Origin of the sequence: Brevibacillus sp. B_LB10_24 (assembly GCF_046036945.1) — a bacterium.
Classification (GTDB): Bacteria; Bacillota; Bacilli; order Brevibacillales; family Brevibacillaceae; genus Brevibacillus_C.
Window position 1 is genome coordinate 83,316 of record NZ_JBJQOQ010000022.1, and the last position, 6,848, is coordinate 90,163.

11 protein-coding genes are annotated in these 6,848 nt (G+C 51.4%); 9 read left to right on the forward strand and 2 right to left on the reverse strand.

Annotated features, from left to right (window positions below):
- Both ACI7RC_RS18765 and ACI7RC_RS18770 read right to left on the reverse strand, forming a co-directional pair.
- Window positions 1-1,308: an aminotransferase class I/II-fold pyridoxal phosphate-dependent enzyme gene (locus ACI7RC_RS18765; RefSeq protein WP_408109737.1), complete on the reverse strand. Its 1,308-nt coding sequence runs from the start codon at window positions 1,306-1,308 to the stop codon at window positions 1-3.
- Window positions 1,309-1,488: 180 nt separating this feature from the next.
- A complete protein-coding gene (locus tag ACI7RC_RS18770) occupies window positions 1,489-1,926 on the reverse strand; it encodes a spermine/spermidine synthase domain-containing protein (RefSeq protein ID WP_408109738.1) in 438 nt (145 codons plus the stop codon).
- A 112-nt stretch (window positions 1,927-2,038) separates the two neighbouring features.
- Here ACI7RC_RS18770 and ACI7RC_RS18775 point away from each other — a divergent pair, with 112 nt between their 5' ends.
- The 9 genes from ACI7RC_RS18775 to ACI7RC_RS18815 form a co-directional block, all read left to right on the forward strand.
- Window positions 2,039-2,605 carry a spore coat protein gene (locus tag ACI7RC_RS18775; RefSeq protein ID WP_408109739.1) on the forward strand — a complete coding sequence of 189 codons (567 nt, stop codon included), beginning with the start codon at window positions 2,039-2,041 and terminating at the stop codon, window positions 2,603-2,605.
- 114 nt (window positions 2,606-2,719) lie between these two features.
- Window positions 2,720-3,118, forward strand: coding sequence for a hypothetical protein (locus tag ACI7RC_RS18780; protein ID WP_408109740.1), 399 nt, complete (start codon window positions 2,720-2,722; stop codon window positions 3,116-3,118).
- 18 nt (window positions 3,119-3,136) lie between these two features.
- Window positions 3,137-3,817 (forward strand): hypothetical protein, encoded by a 681-nt coding sequence (locus ACI7RC_RS18785; protein WP_408109741.1) that lies wholly within the window; start codon window positions 3,137-3,139, stop codon window positions 3,815-3,817.
- A gap of 194 nt (window positions 3,818-4,011) precedes the next feature.
- The gene (locus ACI7RC_RS18790) at window positions 4,012-4,341 is read left to right on the forward strand and encodes a helix-turn-helix domain-containing protein (RefSeq protein WP_408109742.1); all 330 of its coding nucleotides are present in this window, start codon (window positions 4,012-4,014) and stop codon (window positions 4,339-4,341) included.
- Entirely contained in the window at window positions 4,338-5,054 is a 717-nt protein-coding gene (locus ACI7RC_RS18795) for a cytochrome c biogenesis CcdA family protein (RefSeq protein ID WP_408109743.1), read from the forward strand. The genes ACI7RC_RS18790 and ACI7RC_RS18795 overlap by 4 nt, the downstream gene beginning before the upstream one ends.
- 15 nt (window positions 5,055-5,069) lie before the next feature.
- Complete coding sequence (locus tag ACI7RC_RS18800; protein ID WP_408109744.1) at window positions 5,070-5,648, forward strand: TlpA disulfide reductase family protein; 579 nt, start codon at window positions 5,070-5,072, stop codon at window positions 5,646-5,648.
- An 18-nt stretch (window positions 5,649-5,666) separates the two neighbouring features.
- Complete coding sequence (locus tag ACI7RC_RS18805) at window positions 5,667-5,912, forward strand: response regulator (RefSeq protein ID WP_408109745.1); 246 nt, start codon at window positions 5,667-5,669, stop codon at window positions 5,910-5,912.
- Window positions 5,909-6,373 (forward strand): sensor histidine kinase, encoded by a 465-nt coding sequence (locus tag ACI7RC_RS18810; protein WP_408109746.1) that lies wholly within the window; start codon window positions 5,909-5,911, stop codon window positions 6,371-6,373. The genes ACI7RC_RS18805 and ACI7RC_RS18810 overlap by 4 nt, the downstream gene beginning before the upstream one ends.
- A gap of 241 nt (window positions 6,374-6,614) precedes the next feature.
- Window positions 6,615-6,848 (forward strand): helix-turn-helix domain-containing protein (locus ACI7RC_RS18815; RefSeq protein WP_408109747.1); only part of this gene is annotated, 234 nt, incomplete at its 3' end.

Here is a 6,848-nt window from a genome sequence, read left to right on the forward strand (position 1 = left end):
CTAGCGTGCAGCCACTTTTTCCAAATCTTTGACGCCGCGGTAGATCAGCTCAAACAAATCGTCGATCTGTTCTTCTTCAATGCAGGAGAAAGCAACCCGCAGATCGGTTTCGCCCAGTGCGATCGTGCCGACGCCGTACTCGTTCAGCAGATGGACGCGCAGCGATTCAGCATCGACCGTTTTCAGCTTGAGGCACATGAAATAACCGGAGTTGAATGGATAATAATCCCAGGTCCCGTCGTATTTGCCGCTGTCAAGCAGTTCTTTGACACGGTTGGCGCGCCGTTTCATGATGGAGAACTTTTCCTGTTTCTGCGCGTTAAACTCCGGAGCGTTGAGCGCGTGCAGGACGAATGTTTGCGAAGGGTGCGGTCCGCTGGAAATCGTGGAGCGGATGATGCCCATCGTTTTTTGCTCCAGTGCGGCGAGGAATGCGTCGCTTTGGCCGGCATATGTAATAAAACCGACGCGGAAACCCCAGACGTATTCTTCCTTGGTGGCTCCGTCTACCTTGACGGCCAGTACGCGCGGGTGAAGATCGCTCAAGGCGCCGAACAGCGATTCGTGCAAAGAGTCTTCGAAAAACAGGCCGAAGTATGCATCATCTGTCACGGCCACGACATTAATGCCCGCTTCTGCCCCTGCTTTGATCGCAGCGACGATCTGCTTGCCTTCTTCCACAAGCGGCGTGTACCCGGTCGGATTGTTTGGGAAGTTGAGGATGACGATTGCTTTGCCCTTTTCCTTCTGGGCGAGAATGGCATCGCGCAGGCCTTCCGCATTAAATTTGTTGTCTGCGTTGTACAGCGGGTAGTTGACGATTTCCGCTCCCCGGCGAACGCCGAACGTAATCTCGTAATTTTCCCAGTTTTTATCCGGAATGACGACGCTGTCTCCCGGGCCGGCAAAGAGGTCGGCGACAATGCTGAGACCGTGCGTCAAGGCGTTGGTCACAATCGGGTTTCCAATCGTTTTGCCCTCGAGAGAAGGATTCTCTTCGATCATCTTTTTCCGCCAAGCCGTCCGCAATTCAGGCTTGCCAGCCGGGGGAGCGTACTCGTACAGGTCTTTCGGGTCGTATGCAGACAGCGTTTCCTGAATGACCTCCAGATGCATCGGCTTGCCGTTCTCCAGGGCGGTGCCGATGGTAGCGTTATATTTCTTGGCTTTTGCTTTCGCTTCGGCGGATTGGCTCAGGATGCCTTCTTTCGGAAAGTAAATCTGTTTGCCGAGATCTGAGAGCATCGCATACACGTGTGGATTTTCGCTTTGAATCGTCTCGTTTAACTGCTTGGCGAGTGGATGCATGGTTTCCTTCCTTCCCATCTTTTCAAATGACTTCTTCCCGATATTATACCATCTTTGCCGGGACGAGTGACTGTCTAAACCGCATTTATCGGATAAAAATGCCGAAAAATCTGTTTGAATGGATGAGTTCTCCGGTGACTGTTAGGCATGGACATGAATAAAATCAGAATCGGATTTCATTCATATAAGTAAGCAGTAAAAGGATTTAGAGAAGCAAGGGGAGGAGTTTATTGGAGACCAAGGGTAAACATCTGATCGCAGATGCACTTGGGTGCCGTTCTGAAGAACATGGTACCCAGCGGCTTTAAGCGTCGCTTGGATACTCCAGACGTATTCTAGCGAGGTGGAGAAGATCGAACAGGCTACACCGATCGCTCCGCCTGTTTCCAGCCGCTCCTTGAGAAGCCGATAAAACTCCATGCTGAAGAGACGGCCAAGCTCCGGATAGTTACTACTGGGTTCGGGAAGATCGAGGATGATCACATCCCAGTTTCCCTCGGTTTGTTCCACAAACGACCTGCCGTCTGCCACGACTGTCCGTACTTTGGGATATGCAAAAACGGGAGAATCGCTGGGCGATCCTTCGATGAATTTTGCGGTGTTTGCCGAAACTGTCATTCTGATCAGGGATGCTCAAAAACGAAATCGAACAAGCTTTCAACGCATAGTCCGGATCTTTCTAAGCCAATCTAGGGATGTTGATGATTATCCCAGAGGAGTTGAATCAGCTATGCAACTTGCAGCACACGAAGCGCTTGACCTGCATGAGCTTACCATGAGCTGCGTAAATTCGATCACGAATATGGCGTACTTTATGAACCACGTTCAGGATCAGGAGCTAAAAGCCCTTTTGCAGCAGCATTTTCCCTATCATATCAAGGACTACAACATGAAGGTGCAGTATCTGAGCCAAGCGCAGGGGGCCGCATCTCCATTGCCGGTGCCGCAATTAAACCCGACGCTGCAATCCTATACACAGCCCAATACGACCACTCCCGTCACCCCCCGCACCACCGTCCAGGACATGAACGACCGCGAAATGGCGACGGCTTACCTGTTAACGTTAAAACGGGCGGGCAGGGAATACGCCTGGGCTGCGATGGAGATGAGCAACCCCGAGATCAGGACCTTTTTGGAGGACGCTTTCCGCATGTGTTCCAGGCAAGCCTACGATATCTGGCAGTGGATGGTAAAAAAGGGCTATTACCCGCTGGAGCCCGCCGCGCCGATTACGTTAAACACGCTGGGGAAGCTGTACAATACCGTGCCGGAATCGGCTGCAATGACGATGCAGTGAAGGCAAAAACCATGCTGAATGACGGCATGGTTTTTTTCGTGAAACTTGTCCTCGTGAACGATTATCTGGTAACGTTGGATGTGGAGTATAATACATGATAGAGGATGGGGAAATATGGGTTTCGTTAAAAAGTTGATGATCAAGAGCGGATACCGCGCCACTGTCGTTAATCCTCCTGAACATTTTACGCTGCCTGCTGAAGAACTTCCTGAAGATGTCGAAGTGACAGGCACATTAGAAGGCAGCTTCGATTTTGTCTTGTTGTTTGTTCATTCGAAAGCCGAATTGGACGACTACGCGCCAAAGGTGCTGCCTCATTTACGGGATGACGCCCATTTTTGGGTGGCGTATCCCAAGAAGAGTTCCAAGATCAAGACAGACATTAGCCGGGACAGCGGCTGGGAGGTACTAAAAGAGGCTGGTTACGTAGGCGTATCGCTGATCTCGATCGACGATACCTGGTCGGCGTTCCGGGTACGGAAGGAAGCGTACGTAAAGTCGACGAGGAAGTAGCGGAAAGGGATTGGCGCCGTGCCGGACGTCTTTGTGTGGGGACCGTTTATCATCAAGCAGAGCTGGATTTTGATCGCCGGTTCCTGTCTTGCAGCCTATTGGGCCGCCAAATTCAGGGTTCGCGGCGGAGGGAAAGGGGCGGAAAGCGTACTCGAGACGCTGGTGAACCTGTCTATTTTGGCTGTTTTCATCTGGAAAGGAAGCCTGATTCTGTTTCATCCCATGAGCGTGATCGACAATCCATACGTCCTGCTCTATTTTTCAGGTGGGGTGCGCGGGGTATGGCTGGCGCTTGCGGTGGCGCTGCTGCTTCTGTACATCCGCGCAAGGAAAGCGAATATCTCGATTTGGATCTATGCTGATGTGCTAACCGTCGCTTTCCTTGCGTTCCGTTCCGTGTACCATGTACTTGCCTTAGTCGCTGCTCCAGGGAGTACGGCCATTGTCTTTCACGTAAGCCATATAGCCGTTTCTGCGCTGCTGCTCGCCTGGTTTGCGCGAAATCGGAATCATTTTGGCCACCCGGAAGAGCTCTTGCAGATGCTTCTTTGGTTTAGCATCGGGCAGATTTTCACAGGTTTTTTTGCCGTCACTCGTACGTCTGCTGCCTTGGGTCTGACTTGGGAACAGCTTTTGTTTTTGACGCTTGCCCTCCTTTGCATTCTGGTATCCATATATAAACATAGAAGTCGTCTTTAACATGTTTTACGAGATTCATCCCCTTCCGCTGCGTAGGGGATGAATCTCTGTTAGGCGAGGCCTACATGCACTTGTCTATTGCCTGAGTCGTCCATCGTCAAAAAATGCTGTCTCATTTTCTAAGAGAGAGACGTCTGACGGAGGTTTTTGTGTCTTAATAGGAATATATGTTCTCGTATAGGTGGTGGTCCTTCGTGCAGATCACGTTTCCGTTTCGACTCGATCCGACTCCCGAACAGAAACAGCTCATGATTCGAACGTTGGACTTGTGCCGGAAGTTGTACAATCGGGCCAAGGAACAACGGGATACCGCCTACAACCGAGAGGGCAAAACCGTCACTTATGCCATGCAGCAAAATAAATTGCCCGCCTTCAAGAAGGAATTGCAGACCTTTCCTTCAGAAAAGCAACGATCATCGAAACAAGAAGCCCCCGCCTCTTCAGGCGGTGGGAGTATTCATAGAATCTTAACCATTCTCGTTTACGGTAAAGAAGAGTGGAAAGCGGGAGGAATACCTATATGAACGATATGTCTGTTCTCTTTGCCATGACGGCAGGGATGCTCTCTTTTTTCTCGCCTTGCATCTTTCCTTTGATTCCCGCGTATGTGGCAAATCTCACGGGTTCCTATGTCGAAGGCAACAAGATGAATGTGACCAAGCGAGTGCTGATCACGCGGTCGATTAGCTTTATTCTCGGTTTCAGCGTGATTTTTATGATCATGGGCGCTTCTGCCAGCCTGGTCGGACAATTTTTTATTGCACACAGGCTAATGGTGGAAAAAATCAGCGGGGTCTTGATCGTCTTCTTCGGATTGCAGATGGCGGGGATTCTGCAGCTCGGCTTCCTCATGCGGCAAAAACAGTGGGAGGTGAAGTCGACAGGCCATAAAAACAGCTGGACTTCCTTTGTCATGGGCATCGCCTTCGGAGCCGGCTGGACGCCGTGCGTCGGCATCGCCTTGTCTTCGATTCTGCTGCTGGCCGGGACATCCGAGACGATGTACAGCGGGTTGTTTTTACTGCTGTTCTACTCGCTTGGGTTGGGGATTCCGTTTCTGCTGATCTCTGTATTGATCACGTACTCCCTGGGTGTCGTCAAGCGGATCAACAAGTTTCTGCCCCGTCTGTCGATGATCGGCGGCTGGATGTTGATCGGCATGGGCTTGTTGCTGTATACGGGGCAACTGCAAAAAATGAGTGCCTGGCTCGCTTCACTCACGCCTTTTAGCAATTGAGGAAGGAGGGTGTACATGAAAAAGAATATCGTCGCCATCCTGGTTTTGCTTGGTCTTATCGTCTGGGGGGTGTACAGCGCAGCCAAGCCTGGAGACATCGGAGGAGCGAAACCGGCCGGAGAAAGCGCATTACAGGACGGGTCTGATGCAAAATCCCTGCAGACAGGGATCGAGCAAGGGAACCTGGCACCCGATTTTGAATTGCAGACAACAGCCGGGCAAAGCATCAAGCTTTCCGACCTCAAGGGAAAGAAGGTCATCCTCAACGTCTGGGCGACCTGGTGCCCGCCATGCCGTGCGGAAATGCCGGACATGCAAAAATTCTACGCCAAACACGAGAAAGAGGACATCACAATCCTATCGGTAAATGCGATCAAGACAGAAAAAAATCCGGACGATGTACCCAAGTTTATCGAAGCATTCGGGCTTGCGTTTCCGGTCGTTTTGGATCAGGAGGGGCTCGTCTCCAACACGTATCAGGTTGCAGCGCTGCCCACCAGTTACCTCATTGATACGCAGGGAATCATCCGGCAGAAAGTCATCGGGCCGATGGATCTGGAAATCATGGAAAAGCTGGTTTCGCAGATGAACTAGCTTTGCGGGAGGTGCCGCATGTCTGCAAAAGGAAAGGCGATTTTGCTTGTCGAAGACGATGCCAAGATACGAGGGCTGATCAAACTGTACCTGCAAAAGGAAGGGTATGACGTGTACGAGGCACAGGACGGAGAGGGCGGTCTGTCCGCGTTTCGAACGTATGATCCCTGCACGAGGAATCGCAGCGGATTGCCCGTCTGGTCGAACAGCTTCATCAATGAAGCGTATGGCAGACAAAACGGCTCTCCGATGAGAAACCGATGAAGCCCATCTCCATCGAACAGGTCATGGGGGCGTGTGCGGACAGCTTTGCACTGGAAATTCGCAGCAGAGGCATCACCCTCGACTGGCAAAGTGAGCCGGCCCTGGTAGCGGGGGATGAAGACGGTCTCAGACAGGTGTTAGATAATCTGTTGAAAAACGCACTCCTTTATAATCGAGGGGGATGGGTAAAAATGGAAGGGGAAGTGCGGGAGCCGTACTATAAGGTGACCGTTGTGAATATCGGCCAGCCCATCCCGGCAGAACAGGCGGAGAGATTGTTTGAACGGTTCTACCGTTTGGATTCCTCACGAAACAGGGAAACAGGCGGGTCTGGATTGGGGCTGGCCCTGGTCAAAGAGATTATCGGGCAACATCAGGGACAAGTTGGCGTGGAGTCAGACGGAGACCGGCATTCCTTTTGGTTCACGATGCCGCTGACCGGCAGCGCTGATGCCAAATGAGAGCGGCTCGCCGCAATTGACGAGCCGCTGTTTTGCCCTCTTTTAACATGTTTCCGAGAGAAGTCCCCTTCCTCTGCAGGTAGGGGATAAATCTCGGTTAGGCGAAGCCTACATGCACTTGTCTATTGCCTGAGTCGTCCATCGTCAAAAAATGCTGTCTCATTTTCTAAGAGAGAGACGACTGACGGAGGTTTTTGTGATAAAATAGGAATATACGTTCCTATTAAGGTGGTGGTCCTTCGTGCAGATCACGTTTCAGTTTCGACTCGATCCGACTCCCGAACAGGAACAGCTCATGATTCGAACGTTGGACTTGTGCCGGAAGCTTTACAATCGAGCCAAGGAACAACGCGATACCGCCTACAACCGAGAGGGTAAAACCATCACCTATGCCATGCAGCAGAATGAATTGCCCGCCTTCAAGAAGGAATTCCCCGCATACAAGGAAGTTCATTCGCAAGTGCTCCAGGATTGC